This window comes from Pseudomonas fluorescens (assembly GCF_001902145.1).
In the GTDB taxonomy this organism is placed as follows: Bacteria; Pseudomonadota; Gammaproteobacteria; order Pseudomonadales; family Pseudomonadaceae; genus Aquipseudomonas; species Aquipseudomonas fluorescens_BV.
On sequence record NZ_MRST01000027.1, the window covers coordinates 490,942 to 505,993 of the forward strand.

Here is a 15,052-nt window from a genome sequence, read left to right on the forward strand (position 1 = left end):
TACGCCGTATCATCCAGCACATCAGCAGCTGAACCACCGCATTCGCGAGCAAGCCCGCTCCCACATTTTTCTGCGTCGCTCGTTAGATTCTGCCGAGCATTTCCTTGGCTTCGCCACGCTGGCCTTCGTTGCCCTCGGCCAGCACCTCGTCCAGGATGTCACGCGCGCCGTCAGCATCGCCCATGTCGATATACGCCTGGGCTAAATCGAGCTTGGTGGCCACTTCATCGGTGCCCGAGAGGAAGTCGAAATCCGGCTCATCCTCAGCACCCAGCGCGGCATCTTCAGCCGTGAAGGAAGGCTCGATCGAGGGGTGCTCCAGGCTCTGGGACAAACGATCCAGTTCGGCATTGACGTCGTCCAGCTCCGAAGCGAAAGCATCAGGCTTGGCCGCAGGCTTGCTCGGCTCGTCCGCCAGCGACAGGTCAAAGTCTTCCGGCAGGTCGAATTCGTCCAGCGCAGCCGGCGTCAGGGTCGGCGGCTCCACCGACGGTACATCCTTGATCTGCTCTTCAAGGCCCGACAAGAAGTCGTCATCGGTTTGCGACGCGGGCGGGTCCAGTTGCAGATCCAGGTCAAAGTCCGATAGGTCCTGTGCATCGGCCTTGGGCTCAGTCTGTTGTTTGAGCAGTGCTTCAAAGGTTTGCTGGTCTTGCGCGATCTCGGCCGGTGAGGCGACTTCCAGGTCATCCAGGCTCAGGTCGAAGTCGGTGTCTAAGGTATCTGCCTGCGCAGCCGAGGCCGGCTTGTCGTCGAGCAGGTCCTTGACGTATTGCGCATCCAGGGCCGCGGCAGCCACCGCGGCACTGACACCCGCCGCCAGCACGGCCATGGCCGGGAAGCGCGCCTTGAGCTGCTCGACCTGGGCATGGTTCTCACCGTTGGCCACCAACTGGCGCTCCTGGGTGACGAACCCGTCCTTGTTGTTCTGCAGGCCATAGACTTCCATCAGCTTCAAACGCAGGTCGCTGCGCTTGGGCTCGTGCTTGATGGCTTGTTCAAGCACATCCGCCGCCTGGTTCAGGTGGCCACGGTCGATATGGGATTGGGCCTGGGCCAGGGCGTCGCTGGAATTTTCCTGAGCCAAGGCAACCGCCAACGGCGCCAGCACGGAGGCGACCGTCGGTGCCACAACCGTCTCGACCACCGGTGCTGGCGCGGGTGCGGGTGCTGGCGACGCCGGGGTGGCGAGCTTAGCGCTCGGTGGCGGCACTTCAAGGCCCTCGAAGCTGTCAGGCGGCAGGTCTTGATCGATATTGGAAACAAACTCGGGCTCTTCGGCCAACGCCCGTGCCATGCGCAGATGTTTCTCTTCTTCGCGGCGAGCATTGCGATGGCGTGCCCATAGCAGCAGAAGCAGCAGCACCACCAGCAGGGCCGCACCGCCAAGGATGCCGAGCACAATCGGGTTGGTCAGCAGATCATTGAACTTGCCTTCGGTACTGGCCGGCGCGGCAGCCGGCTTGACCGGTTCAGGCGCTGGCGTTGCAACGGGGGCCGCAGGCTCGGCTGCAGGCTCACCGGGCAACTGCGCGGGGATCGCGGCTATAGGTGGCTCACCCGTTTGCGCTTGCAAACGAGCCAATTGGTCATTCTTCAGCTGGATCAGCTTCTGCAGCTTGTCCAGCTGGCTTTGCAGGTCGGCGGCACGGCTTTTCAGTTCTTCGTTGTCGCGCCGCGTGGTGTCGAGCTCTTCCTGGGTCATCGCCAGCTTGTCGCTCAGGGCGCGGCTGTCACCGACGGCGCCCTTTCCACCTTTCTTGGCGGCTTGCGCCGATACCAGGCTCAAATTGTCCTTGGCCTGGGTGCTTGACGGCGCATTGCCGGCCTGGGTGCGCCTGGTTGCATCCAACTGCGGCTTACCGGCCACTTGCCCCTGAGGACTACGCTGGCGCTGGCGCCAGGCGGCGTTCTGCGCACTCACTTCGGCAATCGCTTGCGGCTGGGCCAGGGCTGTACTTTGCGTGATATCCGGCAGGCGCAGCACCTGGCCGGTTTTCAGGCGGTTGATGTTGCCGTCGACAAAGGCATCCGGGTTAAGCGCCTGGATAGCCAGCATCGTTTGCTGGACCGAGGCGCCATGACGGTTCTTCGCGGCAATCTCCCACAAGGTATCGTGGGGCGTGGTGGTGTGCCGGGCAAGCGTGCCAGTGGCAGGCGCGGTGCTGGTCGGCGCGCTGGCAGTCGGTGCCGGCTGGTCAAACTTGGCCGGGTCGAGCAGCACGCTGTAGTCACGCATCAAGCGGCCATTGGGCCATTGCACCTGCATCAGGAAACGCACGTAGGAATCAGGCAACGGCTTGCTGGAGGTCACACGTACCACGCTGCGACCTTCGGGGTTGATCACCGGCGTGAACGTCAGGTCATCGAGAAACGCCTGGCGATCGACACCCGCATCCACGAAGGCCTGGGCCGAAGCCAGGCTGGGGGTGATCTCGGACGCCGTGAGCCCACCCACATCGCGCAATTCGATTTCCACCGACAGCGGCTGGTTCAACTTCGACTTGAGCGTCATCTCCCCAAGTTGCAGCGCCTGCGCCATACCGGAGGACAGCGCCGAGGCGGCCGCTATTGCTAACACCAGTTTGCGAACTTGAACCATAGCCTCATCCTTTGTTTGAACACTTCCCGCCCTGCGAGAAGGTTGGTAACCGCTGCCATAAGGCATGGCGAGCCGATAGGTCACCGACGCGCTTGTGTTTCACTTGGGTCCAAGCATAGCGCCTGGCTAGAATCAATCTACAAATTGCCGCCAAGTATCTTTTACACAAGGTCTTTTATCAACAACTGCGCCAGTTCCACGGCGTTCAGGGCCGAGCCTTTGCGTACGTTATCTGACGTCAGCCAAAGATTTAGTTCCGCCGGGTCGTCGATACCTGCGCGAACTCGCCCGACGTACACCACGTCCTGGCCGACGGCATCGCCTACGGCCGTGGGGTAATCGCCCTCCTCGACCAACTCGATTCCCGGCGCAGCGTCGAGGGCGCGGTTCACCGCGGCCAGGTCGACCGGCGCGGCCAGTTGCAGCGACACAGTCAGGCTATCGCCGAAAAACACCGGGGCTTGAACACAGGTGGCGGAAATCTTTAGTGAAGGTGTTTCCAGCACCGCACGCAGTTCGTGTACGAGGCGCTTCTCCAGGGCGGTATGACCTTGGACGTCTGGCGTGCCGACTTGCGCCAGCAGGTTGAACGCCACTTGCCGATCGAAGAACGCCGGCTCCAAGGGACGCACGTTCAACAGCTCGGCAGTCTGGCGCGCCAACTCGCTGACAGCCTCGCGGCCCTGGGCAGAGATGGCCAGGTTGGCGGTGACGCTCACGCGCTGGATGTCCACCACACCGCGCAACGGTGCCAGCACCACCGCGAGGTAAGTGGCACAGGGGCTCGGGCTGCCGAGTTGAAAAGGCTTTTTCAACGCGTCCAGCACATGGGCGTTGGCCTGCGGCACCACTTGCGGCGCCTGCTCGGCGGGCAATGCGCCAGACAAGTCGATCACCGCGCAGCCAGCGGCAGTGGCTCGCGGGGCGAAGCTCAGGGTCACCGCTGGGCCTGCAGCGAAGAACGCCAACTGCACCTTGCTGAAATCAAACGTGTCGACCTCTTTGACCCGCACGTTCTTGCCCCGAAACGGCACCGAAGCCCCCGCCGAGTTGCTGCCCGCCAGCAGGTACAAGGTGCCCACCGGGAACTCCAGCTCTTCGAGAATCTGCACCAGGGTTTCGCCAACGGTACCGGTGGCGCCGATCACGGCGATTTCAAAGGTCTGGGTCATGGGATTGCCTCGGGCATTACGGGGGAGCGGCACTTTACCGGGTGGTGGCAGGCGAGGCAATTAGCCTGCTTTTTGCGGTGTTGTTGATGGCCTCATCGCAGGCAAGCCAGCTCCCACATTTTGACCTGTGAATACATTCAAGTGTGGGAGCTGGCTTGCCTGCGAAGACGGCCTGACAGTCAACACAGCTGGACGGTGTGTATATCCATTCCTGCGGTAACGGCCACTTAAGGTTCCGCTTTTACAGCGGGTCACTTTCGAAAAACGCGAAAGTAACCAAAGCGCTCTTGCCCCACCACTCGGCACCTCGCCTAGGCTCGGTGTACCCGTAATCCGACATTGATTTGGGGGGCCGCCGCCACGCGCCATCCATGGCGCGGGGCGGCTAAACCGGCATCCCTGCCGGTTTACCCCCCAAATCCCTGTCGAATTCCGGCCAGCGTGGTTTAACGGGGCGCCTAAGATCAAAAACAGATCAAGATCAAGAGCGGCTCGCTTCGCCTCGTGGTTATCGGCGGCTGCGACGAACTGCACAGTTGTGTAGATACCTATGCTGCGACGAGGGTTTCAAAGGGCAACAAAAAACCCGCGCCTGTCACCAGAACGCGGGTTTCTCTGATTGCCTCAGGCGATCAACGCTCCAGCAAAATCCGCAACATGCGACGCAACGGCTCAGCCGCGCCCCACAGCAGTTGGTCGCCGACGGTGAACGCGCCGAGGAACTGGCTGCCCATGTTCAGCTTGCGCAGGCGGCCCACCGGTACATTCAGGGTGCCGGTGACCTTGGTCGGGCTCAGCTCCTGCATGCTGATATCGCGGTTGTTCGGCACCAGCTTGACCCAAGGGTTGTGCTGGCTGATCAGCCCTTCGATATCGGCGATCGGCACGTCTTTGTTCAGCTTGATGGTCAGCGCCTGGCTGTGGCAACGCATGGCGCCAATGCGCACGCAGATGCCATCCACCGGGATCGGGTTCTTGAAGCGACCCAGGATCTTGTTGGTTTCGGCCTGAGCCTTCCATTCTTCGCGGCTCTGACCGTTGGGCAGTTCCTTGTCGATCCAGGGGATCAAGCTACCGGCCAATGGCACGCCGAAGTTCTCGGTCGGGTAGGCGTCGCTGCGCATGGCCTCGGCCACACGGCGGTCGATATCGAGGATTGCGCTGGCCGGGTCAGCCAGTTGATCGGCGACAGCGGCGTGGGTCGCGCCCATCTGCTTGATCAGTTCACGCATGTTCTGCGCGCCGGCGCCGGAGGCCGCCTGATAGGTCATGGCGCTCATCCACTCCACCAGGCCGGCTTCGAACAGGCCGCCCAGGCCCATCAGCATCAGGCTGACGGTGCAGTTGCCGCCCACGTAGTTCTTGGTGCCGGCGTCCAGTTGCTGGTCGATGACCTTGCGGTTGACCGGGTCGAGGATGATCACCGCATCGTCCTGCATACGCAGGCTCGAAGCGGCGTCGATCCAGTAACCCTGCCAGCCGGCTTCGCGCAGCTTGGGGAAGACTTCGCTGGTGTAGTCGCCACCCTGGCAGGTCAGGATCACGTCGAGGCTCTTCAACTCTTCAATGCTGTAGGCATCCTTGAGCGGGGCAATATCCTTGCCCACGGACGGCCCTTGGCCACCTACGTTCGAAGTGGTGAAAAACACCGGCTCAATAAGATCGAAATCCTGCTCTTCCAGCATCCGCTGCATGAGCACGGAACCGACCATACCGCGCCAACCGATCAGACCTACACGTTTCATCGCAACTACACCTTGTTAAAAAGTGGGCCGCCTTGCAGCAACAACTGCAAGCGGGCCCGAGAGATTACAGATTCCGCAGCGCGGCGACTACTGCGTCGCCCATTTCTTGCGTCCCGACCCTGGTGCAACCCTGGGACCAGATATCGCCGGTGCGCAAGCCCTGATCCAGCACCAGGCTGACGGCCTTCTCGATTGCGTCCGCCGCATCGCCCAGGTTGAAGCTGTAGCGCAGCATCATCGACACCGACAAAATTGTCGCCAGCGGGTTGGCAATGCCCTGCCCGGCGATATCTGGCGCCGAACCGTGGCACGGCTCGTACATACCTTTGTTGTTAGTGTCCAGGGACGCCGACGGCAGCATGCCGATGGAACCGGTGAGCATCGACGCCTGGTCGGACAGGATGTCGCCGAACAGGTTGTCGGTGACAATCACGTCGAACTGCTTGGGTGCGCGCACCAGCTGCATGGCGGCGTTGTCCACGTACATGTGGCTCAGTTCGACGTCCGGATAATCCTTGGCGACTTCTTCAACGATTTCACGCCACAGTTGGCTGGAAGCCAGCACGTTGGCTTTATCCACCGAGCAGACTTTTTTGCCGCGCACGCGCGCCATGTCGAAACCGACACGGGCGATACGGCGGATTTCGCTCTCGCTGTATGGCAGCGTGTCATAGGCCTGACGCTCACCATTTTCCAACTCGCGCACGCCCCGTGGCGAGCCGAAGTAGATACCGCCGGTCAGCTCACGCACGATGAGGATATCCAGGCCCGCTACCACTTCCGGCTTGAGGCTCGACGCGTCAGCCAGTTGCGGGTAGAGGATGGCCGGGCGCAGGTTGCCGAACAGGCCCAGTTGCGCACGAATTTTCAGCAGGCCGCGCTCAGGGCGGATGTCACGCTCGATTTTGTCCCACTTCGGCCCACCCACGGCGCCGAGCAGTACCGCATCGGCAGCCCGGGCGCGGTCCAGGGTCTCGTCAGCCAGCGGCACGCCGTGCTTGTCGATGGCGGCGCCGCCGATCACGTCGTGGCTCAGCTCGAAGCCCAGGCTGTACTTGCTGTTGGCAAGCTCAAGGACCTTGACCGCTTCGGCCATGATTTCCGGACCAATACCGTCGCCAGGGAGAATCAGAATCTGCTTGCTCATGCGTTCCTCATTTCATCAAGCGACCCGCCCGTGGGCAGGTCGGGAAAAATCAATCAGCGTTCGGCGAAGACCACCAGCACATCGGTGCTGAAGGTGCCGTCGGCTTGAATTTCGTAATAATCGCGTACTTCCTGGCCCATCGCCTTTTGCAGCTCAAGGATTGCTGCACGCAGTACCTCTGGCGTGCGCATGCGCTCGACCCACGAGGTGTATTCCAGGCGCAAGCGCTGGCGACTGCTGTTGCGCACGTGCAGGCCGGCCTCACTCAACTGGCGCATCCACTCGGCGCCGGAATAATCACGCACATGACTGGTGTCGCGCAGCACTTCGACGGTTTGCAGGTAAGTGTCCAACAGCGGGCTGCCCGGTGACAAGACATCCACAAATGCCGCCACGCCACCCGGCTTGAGTACACGGCGCACTTCACGCAGGGCCAGGCCGAGGTCGCTCCAGTGATGGGCCGAATAACGGCTGAACACGAAGTCGAACTCACCCTCGGCAAAGGGCAAGCGCTCGGCGGCGCCGTGCACGGTGCGGATGTTGGCCAGGTTGCGGTCTTTGGCGGCGGCGGCCACCACGTCGAGCATAGGCTGGGACAAGTCGTAGGCCACCACTTCTTTGACCAGAGGCGCCACATGGAAGCTGACATGACCGGCACCGCAGCCCAGGTCCAGCAGGCGTGCAGCGCCCTGCCCGGCCAGCTCGGCTTGCAGCACAGCGAATTCGGTGCCCTGGGCGTGCACGGCACTGCTCAGGTAGGCCGAGGCTTGCTCGCCGAATTGTTTTTGCACGACTTGGGTGTGGGCGGCGCTCGTCATGGTGGCTGTCCTTGAGATCTGTGTTGCTTGTAATACCGTTTTCGCGAGCAAGCCCGCTCCCACATTTGATTGCATTTCAACTGAAGAAACTCGGTCGAATGTGGGAGCGGGCTTGCTCGCGAAGGAGCCAGCGCGGCCTACATAACGTCAGGCATCGCGAAACAACCAGGGCTGGCTCGCCCGGTGCCTGGCTTCAAACGCGGCAATCGCATCGCCGTCCTGCAAGGTCAGGCCGATGTCGTCCAGGCCGTTGATCAGGCAATGCTTACGGAAGGCATCCACTTCAAAGTGGTACACCTTGCCATCCGGTCGTGTCACGGTTTGCGCGGCCAGGTCCACCGTCAACTGGTAACCGACATTGGCCTCCACTTGCTGGAACAACTCGTCCACTTCAGCATCGCTCAAGATGATTGGCAACAAGCCGTTCTTGAAGCTGTTGTTGAAGAAGATATCGGCGTAGCTCGGCGCGATGATGCTGCGAAAGCCGTACTCTTCCAGGGCCCAAGGGGCGTGCTCGCGGCTGGAACCGCAGCCGAAGTTTTCCCGGGCCAGCAGCACGCTGGCGCCTTGGTAACGCTCGGCGTTGAGCACAAAGTCTTTGTTCAATGGGCGCTTGGAGTTGTCCTGATAGGCGTAGCCCACGTCCAGATAGCGCCATTCGTCGAACAGGTTAGGGCCGAAACCAGTGCGTTTGATCGACTTCAAGAACTGCTTGGGGATGATCTGGTCAGTGTCCACATTGGCACGGTCCAACGGCGCGACTAAACCTGTGTGTTGGGTAAAAGCTCTCATCGGGTTTTCCTCAGATCAATTCGCGAACGTCGATGAAACGACCGTTGACGGCAGCGGCAGCGGCCATGGCCGGGCTCACCAGGTGGGTACGGCCACCAGCGCCCTGACGCCCTTCGAAGTTACGGTTGGAGGTCGACGCGCAATGCTCGCCCGACTCCAGGCGATCCGGGTTCATCGCCAGGCACATCGAGCAGCCTGGCTCACGCCATTCAAAACCGGCTTCGAGGAAGATCTTGTCCAGGCCTTCGGCTTCAGCTTGCGCTTTGACCAGGCCCGAACCCGGCACCACGATGGCTTGCTTGATGGTCGAGGCGACTTTGCGGCCCTTGGCGATCACTGCGGCGGCGCGCAGGTCTTCGATCCGCGAGTTGGTGCAGGAACCGATGAAGACGCGGTCCAACTGGATATCGGTAATCGCCTGATTGGCTTTTAAACCCATGTACTTCAGGGCACGCTCGATGGAACCGCGCTTGACCAGGTCGGCTTCCTGCGCCGGGTCCGGCACGTTCTGGTCGACGGCCAGAACCATTTCCGGCGAAGTACCCCAGCTGACTTGCGGCTTGATCTGGGCAGCGTCGAGTTCAACCACGGTGTCGAACACTGCATCGGCATCAGACACCAGGTCTTTCCAGGCCTCTACCGCGGCGTCCCAATCCGCACCGCTTGGCGCGAATGGACGCCCCTTCACGTACTCAACGGTTTTTTCGTCCGCCGCCACCATGCCCACGCGGGCACCGGCTTCGATGGACATGTTGCAGATGGTCATGCGGCCTTCAATGGACAGGTCGCGGATTGCACTGCCGGCGAACTCGATGGCATGGCCGTTGCCGCCCGCGGTGCCGATCTTGCCGATCACGGCCAGTACGATGTCCTTGGCGGTCACGCCAAACGGCAATTGGCCTTCGACGCGTACCAGCATGTTCTTCATTTTCTTGGCGACCAGGCACTGGGTCGCGAACACATGTTCCACCTCGGAGGTGCCGATGCCATGAGCCAAGGCGCCGAACGCGCCGTGGGTGGAGGTATGGGAATCACCGCAGACCACGGTCATGCCCGGCAAGGTTGCGCCCTGCTCCGGGCCGATGACGTGGACGATGCCTTGGCGCACGTCATTCATCTTGAATTCGGTGATGCCGTATTCGTCGCAATAGTCGTCGAGGGTCTGCACCTGCAACCGCGAAACCTGGTCGGCAATGGCTTCGATGCCGCCTTTGCGCTCAGGAGTGGTCGGCACGTTGTGGTCCGGCGTGGCGATGATGGAGTCGACGCGCCAAGGCTTGCGCCCGGCCAGTCGCAGGCCTTCGAACGCTTGGGGCGAGGTCACTTCATGGATGATGTGACGGTCGATGTAGATCAGCGACGATCCATCATCGCGACGTTTCACTTCGTGGGAATCCCAAAGCTTGTCGTAAAGCGTTTTGCCGGCCATCAGTCGGTCCTCATCAGCGGTGCTTCTATACGCCGGGCTTTTCAATAACCCTTTGGCTTGTGAGGCTGATGGTATGGCGCTACATTAAATAACTCAAATTCATATTTTTTATGCTTTGGATTACCAACTGGAATAGCACCATGGACCTGGCCAACCTCAACGCCTTTATCGCCATCGCCGAGACCGGCAGTTTCTCCGGCGCCGGCGAACGCCTGCACCTGACCCAGCCGGCCATCAGCAAGCGCATCGCTGGCCTGGAACAACAATTGAAGGTCCGGCTGTTCGACCGCCTGGGTCGGGAAGTCGGCTTGACCGAGGCCGGGCGGGCCTTGCTGCCACGCGCCTATCAAATCCTCAACGTATTGGATGACACCCGCCGCGCCCTGACCAACCTCACCGGCGAAGTCAGCGGGCGCCTCACTCTGGCCACCAGCCACCATATCGGCCTGCACCGTCTGCCGCCGATCCTGCGCACCTTCACTCGGCAATACCCGAATGTGGCGCTGGATATTCAGTTTCTGGATTCAGAAGTGGCCTACGAAGAAATCCTCCATGGCCGTGCGGAAGTGGCGGTGATCACCTTGGCGCCTGAGCCTCACAACCTGGTACGTGCTACCCGGGTGTGGGACGACCCGCTGGATTTTGTGGTGGCGCCGGAACACAGCCTGATCAGCAACGGTTCCGTCAGCCTGGCCGATATCGCCCGGCACCCGGCGGTGTTTCCCGGTGGCAACACCTTTACCCACCATATTGTCAGCCGCCTGTTCGAGGCTCAGGGCCTTACGCCCAATATCGCAATGAGCACTAACTACCTGGAAACCATCAAGATGATGGTCTCCATCGGCCTGGCCTGGAGCGTGTTGCCGCGCACCATGCTCGACGATCAGGTGGCAAGTATCGCTTTGCCGGGCATACAGCTCAGTCGCCAGCTAGGCTATATCGTGCACACCGAAAGGACGCTGTCGAACGCTGCGCGGGCTTTCATGAGCCTGCTGGATGCACAGGTCGATCTGCCAGGCTTACCGGCATGACACCGTGCGGGCCAGGGGTTTAGGTCAAACCGCGCGGTTTTCTCAATGAGCCAAGGCCCTTTGATAATGCGCAACCCCGTTGACCCGGTTCCACCCCTGCCCCGCATCTACGCCCTGGACCCTCAAGCGGCGGAGCAAAGCTGGGAAGGCGCCCCGCAACTGCTGGCGGCCCTCAACGCCGCGCGGCTGGGTGCCTGGTGCTGGGAAATCGACACAGGAAAAATCAGCTGGTCACGGGGCACCCAGGCCTTATTCGGCTTTGACCCCCGCCAGCCTCTGCCCAAGGACCTCGACTACCTCGACCTGCTGGCTCCGCAAGACAGTGCGCGGGTGGTGCGCGGCTTTCATGCAGTGCTCGCCGGAGAGCCGTTCGACCGCGCCATGCACCACCGCATCCAATGGCCCGATGGCAGCATGCATTGGCTGGAAATCAGCGGCAGCCTGGTTCCCGACAAAGCCGGACGGCGGCGCATGATCGGGGTGATCCGCGAGATCACTCACCAACGCGACCGTGAACACGCCCTCAGCCATTCGGAAAAGCGCTTCGCCACCCTGTTTCACCTGTGCCCGAACATGGTACTGCTGACGCGCCAGGCCGACGGATTGATCAGCGAAGCCAACCAATACTTCGAGATGCTGTTCGGTTGGCCAGTGGCAGATGCCATCGGCCGCACCACATTGGAACTGGGCTTGTGGCGCCACCCGGAACAGCGGGCACTGCTGGTCAAGGCCACGCAGCGCAAAGGCGAACCCATCACCATGGAAGTGCAGTTCTGCGCCAGCAACGGCCAGATTCACGACGGCACCCTCAGCGCACAAAAGGTGGAACTGGACGGCGAGGCGTACCTGATCAGCACGTTCCTGGACACCACCGAACGTAAAAATGCCGAGCAAGCACTCAAGGACAGCCAGGAACGCCTGGACCTGGCCCTGGATTCCGCGCAACTGGGCACATGGGATTGGCACATCCCCAGCGGCATGCTCTACGGCTCGGCGCGTGCCGCCCAGTTGCACGGGCTGGAACCCGCGCCGTTCCATGAATCCTTCGATGCGTTTTTTGAAGGCATGTCCGATGAAGACCGCGAAGGCATGCGCCATGCTTACCGCAGTTTGCGCGAAGGCCCGGACGGCAACTATCAATTGACCTACCGCGTACAAATGGAAGACGGCAGCCCGCGCTACCTGGAAAGCCGCGCACGCCTGTATCGCGATGAGTCAGGCAAGCCCCTGCGCATGGCGGGGACCTTGCTGGACATCACCGACCAGGTCGAGCGCGAGCAACGGCTGACCGCCTCGGAAGAGAAGTTCGCCAGCCTGTTCCAGGCCAGCCCCGACCCGATCTGCGTGACCTGCCTGGACAGCGGCGCCTTTATCGAGATCAACCCGGCGTTTACCCAGACCTTCGGCTGGACAGCCGCCGAAGTGCTCGACAAAAGCGCCGAACAAATCGGCCTGTGGGACGACTCCAGCAAGCGCCTGCAGCGCATCGAGCAGGTGATACGCGAACAGGCCCTGAGCAATGTGGCCATCGTGGTGCATCACAAGGACGGCCAAAGCCTGACCTGCATGATTTCCAGCCGCTTGATCAAGGTCTGCGACCAGCCGTGCATCGTCACCACGCTGCGCGATATCACCCAGCAGCAACGCTCGGAAGCCGCACTCAAGGCCAGTGAAGAGAAGTTCGCCAAGGCGTTTCACTCCAGCCCCGATGCGATATCCATCACCGAACGCGACACCGGCCGTTATGTGGAGGTCAACGACGGCTTTTGCCGCCTGACCGGTTACCGCACCGAAGAAGCCATCGGCCTGACCCTGTACCAGATCGGCATCTGGGCCGATGAGAACCAGCGCGCCGCACTGTTGGCCGAGTTGCACATCAAGGGGCGCATTCACCACCTGGAAATGCTCTGGCGCAACAAGCGTGGCGACGTGCTGGCGGTGGAGGTCTCGGTGGAGCCGATCACCTTGAATGAAACCCCCTGCCTGCTGCTGACCGCACGGGATGTAAGCCTGCTGAAGAATGCCCAGGCGCAGATCCGCCACCTGGCCTATCACGACCCGCTGACCAACCTGCCGAACCGGGCACTGCTGATGGACCGCCTGAGCCAGCAGATCGCCTTGCTCAAGCGCCACAACCTGCGCGGCGCCCTGCTGTTTCTGGACCTGGACCACTTCAAGCACATCAACGACTCCCTCGGCCACCCCGTTGGCGACACCGTGCTGAAAATCGTCACCGCACGCCTGGAAGCCAGCGTGCGCATGGAGGACACCGTGGCGCGCCTGGGCGGCGACGAGTTTGTGGTATTGCTCAGCGGCCTGGAGGGCACCCGCCAGACGGTCAGCAGCCAGGTGCAAGCGCTGGCCGATACTCTGCGCGAATTGCTCTCGGAACCGATGTTTCTCGACGGTCATCGGCTGCAGGTCACGCCCAGCATCGGCGTGGCGCTGATCCCCGACCATGGCACCACCCCCGCCGATCTGCTCAAGCGTGCCGACATCGCCCTGTACCGCGCCAAGGACTCCGGGCGCAACACCACGCAGATGTTCCATAACAGCATGCAAAAAACCGCCAGCGAGCGCCTGCGCATGGAAACCGACTTGCGCCTGGCCTTGTCACGCGGCGAATTCAGCGTGCATTACCAGCCCCAGGTGGATGCGCGGGGCAACAGGATAGTCGGCGCCGAGGCCCTGGTGCGCTGGCAGCATCCACAATTGGGTGCGCAGTCACCGGCGGAATTTATCAAGGTATTGGAAGACAGCGGCCTGATCCTGGAGGTCGGCACCTGGATTCTCGATGAAGCCTGCGGCGCCTTTGCCCAGTTGATTGCCGAGGGCCTGGTGGACCCGCTCAATTTCAGCCTGTGCGTGAATATCAGCCCCCGGCAGTTTCGCCAGAACGACTTTGTGGAACGGGTGGAGCACAGCCTCAAGCAGCACGGCCTGCCGTTCAGCCTGCTGAAACTGGAAATCACCGAAGGCATCGTGATCCAGAACCTGGACGATACCGTGGCGAAGATGCGCCGCCTGAAAAAACTCGGCGTGAGCTTTGCGATGGATGATTTCGGCACAGGCTACTCATCCCTGACCTACCTCAAGCGCCTGCCGGTGGACGCGCTGAAGATCGATCAGTCGTTCGTGCGCGATGCGACCCACGACCCCAATGATGCAGAAATCATCCGCGCCATTGTGGCCATGGCGCGCAGCCTGAACCTGGAAGTCATCGCCGAGGGGGTGGAAACCCTGGAGCAGCTGGCGTTCCTGCAAAAGCTCGGCTGCCATTTATTCCAGGGGTATTTGCACAGCCGACCGTTGCCGATCGAGGGGTTCAGGCGGCTGCTGGATGCGGCATACCCAGCAGGCGGCTGACTTGGCTCAAGTCCGTCTCGCGGCGCAGGGCCGTGAACAACTCCACCGCTTGCGGGTAGTTGCGCGTGAGCATCGCCAGCCACTGCTTCAAGCGGCCGGGCGCCTGCTTTTCCGTCAGTTGCGCCACCGACTGGCGCCAGAATTCCTGAAGCATCGGCTGCATCTGCGCCCAGGTCATCTCGACCACTTCTTCGCCGGCCTTGGCCGCCACAATCTGCCGCGCCAGGTCGGGCCGCGCCACCAGGCCACGGCCCAGCATGATGTCTTCGGCACCGCTGATTTCGCGGCAGCGCTTCCAGTCTTCGACGCTCCAGATATCGCCATTGGCAAACACCGGCACCTTGACCACGTCCTGCACCCGCGGGATCCATTCCCAATGGGCCGGCGGCTTGTAGCCATCGGCCTTGGTGCGCGCATGCACCACAATATGCGCCGCGCCGCCCTCGGCCAGGGCCGTGGCACACACCAATGCGCCATCCGGGCTGTCGAAGCCCAGGCGCATCTTCGCGGTAACCGGAATATGGGCGGGTACGGCGCGGCGCACGTGCTCGACGATCTGGTTGAGCAACTCCGGCTCTTTGAGCAGCACCGCGCCACCTCGGGATTTATTCACGGTCTTGGCCGGGCAACCGAAGTTCAGGTCGATCACTTCAGACCCCAACTCACAGGCCAGGGCGGCATTTTCCGCCAGGCACACCGGATCGGAGCCGAGCAACTGCACCCGCAGCGGCACACCCGCCGCCGTGTGGGCACCGTGCAGCAGCTCAGGCGCGAGCTTGTGGAAATAGGCAGGCGTGAGCAGGCGGTCGTTGACACGGATGAACTCGGTCACGCACCAGTCGATACCGCCCACGTGGGTCAACACGTCCCGCAGGATGTTGTCGACCAACCCCTCCATGGGCGCCAAAGCAATTTGCATGGAAAACACTCAACAAAAATCGTGGCGCAGT

At 61.8% G+C, this 15,052-nt stretch carries 10 protein-coding genes; 2 read left to right on the top strand and 8 right to left on the bottom strand.

Annotated elements, in window-relative coordinates; translation table 11 throughout:
• Positions 1-82: 82 nt before the first annotated feature.
• The 7 genes from BUE92_RS25285 to leuC form a co-directional block, all read right to left on the bottom strand.
• On the bottom strand, positions 83-2,602 hold the full coding sequence (locus BUE92_RS25285; protein WP_073526914.1) for a FimV/HubP family polar landmark protein: 2,520 nt from the start codon (positions 2,600-2,602) through the stop codon (positions 83-85).
• A gap of 161 nt (positions 2,603-2,763) precedes the next feature.
• Positions 2,764-3,774 (bottom strand): aspartate-semialdehyde dehydrogenase, encoded by a 1,011-nt coding sequence (locus BUE92_RS25290; RefSeq protein WP_073526915.1) that lies wholly within the window; start codon positions 3,772-3,774, stop codon positions 2,764-2,766.
• Between the two features lie 632 nt (positions 3,775-4,406).
• The gene (asd, locus tag BUE92_RS25300; RefSeq protein ID WP_003192554.1) at positions 4,407-5,519 is read right to left on the bottom strand and encodes an aspartate-semialdehyde dehydrogenase; all 1,113 of its coding nucleotides are present in this window, start codon (positions 5,517-5,519) and stop codon (positions 4,407-4,409) included.
• A 64-nt stretch (positions 5,520-5,583) separates the two neighbouring features.
• Positions 5,584-6,666 carry a 3-isopropylmalate dehydrogenase gene (gene leuB / locus BUE92_RS25305; RefSeq protein WP_003234330.1) on the bottom strand — a complete coding sequence of 361 codons (1,083 nt, stop codon included), beginning with the start codon at positions 6,664-6,666 and terminating at the stop codon, positions 5,584-5,586.
• Between the two features lie 53 nt (positions 6,667-6,719).
• On the bottom strand, positions 6,720-7,484 hold the full coding sequence (locus BUE92_RS25310) for a class I SAM-dependent methyltransferase (protein WP_073526916.1): 765 nt from the start codon (positions 7,482-7,484) through the stop codon (positions 6,720-6,722).
• A 147-nt stretch (positions 7,485-7,631) separates the two neighbouring features.
• A complete protein-coding gene (leuD, locus tag BUE92_RS25315; RefSeq protein ID WP_005789771.1) occupies positions 7,632-8,276 on the bottom strand; it encodes a 3-isopropylmalate dehydratase small subunit in 645 nt (214 codons plus the stop codon).
• Between the two features lie 10 nt (positions 8,277-8,286).
• On the bottom strand, positions 8,287-9,705 hold the full coding sequence (gene leuC / locus BUE92_RS25320; RefSeq protein ID WP_073526917.1) for a 3-isopropylmalate dehydratase large subunit: 1,419 nt from the start codon (positions 9,703-9,705) through the stop codon (positions 8,287-8,289).
• 140 nt (positions 9,706-9,845) lie between these two features.
• Between leuC and BUE92_RS25325 the strand changes: the two genes are divergently transcribed.
• Both BUE92_RS25325 and BUE92_RS25330 read left to right on the top strand, forming a co-directional pair.
• Positions 9,846-10,736 carry a LysR family transcriptional regulator gene (locus tag BUE92_RS25325; protein WP_073526918.1) on the top strand — a complete coding sequence of 297 codons (891 nt, stop codon included), beginning with the start codon at positions 9,846-9,848 and terminating at the stop codon, positions 10,734-10,736.
• Positions 10,737-10,802: 66 nt separating this feature from the next.
• Complete coding sequence (locus tag BUE92_RS25330; protein WP_073526919.1) at positions 10,803-14,102, top strand: EAL domain-containing protein; 3,300 nt, start codon at positions 10,803-10,805, stop codon at positions 14,100-14,102.
• Here BUE92_RS25330 and BUE92_RS25335 read toward each other — a convergent pair.
• Entirely contained in the window at positions 14,062-15,021 is a 960-nt protein-coding gene (locus BUE92_RS25335; RefSeq protein WP_073526920.1) for a tRNA dihydrouridine synthase, read from the bottom strand. The genes BUE92_RS25330 and BUE92_RS25335 overlap by 41 nt on opposite strands.
• Positions 15,022-15,052: the final 31 nt, after the last annotated feature.

Coding starts and splice junctions, on each gene's coding strand:
- BUE92_RS25285 (WP_073526914.1), bottom strand. CDS start 2,602: ATGGTTCAAGTTCGCAAACTGGTGTTAGCAATAGCGGCCGCCTCGGCG.
- BUE92_RS25290 (WP_073526915.1), bottom strand. CDS start 3,774: ATGACCCAGACCTTTGAAATCGCCGTGATCGGCGCCACCGGTACCGTT.
- asd (WP_003192554.1), bottom strand. CDS start 5,519: ATGAAACGTGTAGGTCTGATCGGTTGGCGCGGTATGGTCGGTTCCGTG.
- leuB (WP_003234330.1), bottom strand. CDS start 6,666: ATGAGCAAGCAGATTCTGATTCTCCCTGGCGACGGTATTGGTCCGGAA.
- BUE92_RS25310 (WP_073526916.1), bottom strand. CDS start 7,484: ATGACGAGCGCCGCCCACACCCAAGTCGTGCAAAAACAATTCGGCGAG.
- leuD (WP_005789771.1), bottom strand. CDS start 8,276: ATGAGAGCTTTTACCCAACACACAGGTTTAGTCGCGCCGTTGGACCGT.
- leuC (WP_073526917.1), bottom strand. CDS start 9,705: ATGGCCGGCAAAACGCTTTACGACAAGCTTTGGGATTCCCACGAAGTG.
- BUE92_RS25325 (WP_073526918.1), top strand. CDS start 9,846: ATGGACCTGGCCAACCTCAACGCCTTTATCGCCATCGCCGAGACCGGC.
- BUE92_RS25330 (WP_073526919.1), top strand. CDS start 10,803: ATGCGCAACCCCGTTGACCCGGTTCCACCCCTGCCCCGCATCTACGCC.
- BUE92_RS25335 (WP_073526920.1), bottom strand. CDS start 15,021: ATGCAAATTGCTTTGGCGCCCATGGAGGGGTTGGTCGACAACATCCTG.